The sequence below is a fragment of the Quyinboa mangrovi genome (assembly GCF_042219825.1).
Taxonomy (GTDB): Bacteria; Bacteroidota; Bacteroidia; order Bacteroidales; family UBA5342; genus JBHJHP01.
On sequence record NZ_JBHJHQ010000060.1, the window covers coordinates 1 to 777 of the forward strand.

Below are 777 nucleotides of genomic sequence, written 5' to 3' on the forward strand. Positions count from 1 at the left end.
GCGGGAACGTTGGGCATAATAATGAGAGAGACTGCAAACTCTAAACACATATTGATTAAAATAGCTTATTAATAAAACAAACGATGAAAACTGAAACATTCTTTTGGATTATTATAGGAATATTTGGACTGATTGCGATTTTAGGGTTAATATTAATATTACAGAATAAAGAGAAAACAGGAGAGAAAATATTAAAATTATCAGGGGGCTTTATAGTATTCATTTTCTTTTTTATTAATGCACCAAGGACTCGATATTATTCTTTGTATAGCGAACAAAAATTTTGGAAAGAATATGGATTGCCCCAAATTGATTCTTGCATGTACCTTGATTACTTAAATAAAGATAATATTTCATATTTAAGTTGGTGCAAAGATAGTGTGTTACACACCAGAAAATCAATAGAATATGACATTTTTGATATTTACTCGATTGAAGATGTGTTTATAAATAGAAAAGAGTCTAAAACACTGACTTACTATTTTATTAAACCAAACATTCTTAGAGATTCAAGTCTGATAGTGACAATAAATAATGATACTATTTCAAAAATGGAAGGAGACTTGATTCTGAAAGATTGGAGGCTATATAGAAGAGCATATCATGTAAATTTTAATAGATATTAAAAAGATAAAATTACTATGCCCAACACGCGGTGCATAGTGCATGCGGTTTCTTTTAACATGCAAATCCACATTCCGTATGCCGTCGTTCTCGGCATGACAGTCTCCACTCCGTGGGACAGTCAACCGCACGACACCATACCGCGGGAACGTT

The 777-nt window shown here is 32.3% G+C and carries 1 protein-coding gene; it reads left to right on the forward strand.

What is annotated here, in order from left to right; genetic code table 11:
- Nucleotides 1-83: 83 nt before the first annotated feature.
- Nucleotides 84-626: a hypothetical protein gene (locus ACE1ET_RS20565; RefSeq protein WP_375730308.1), complete on the forward strand. Its 543-nt coding sequence runs from the start codon at nt 84-86 to the stop codon at nt 624-626.
- Nucleotides 627-777 lie beyond the last annotated feature (151 nt).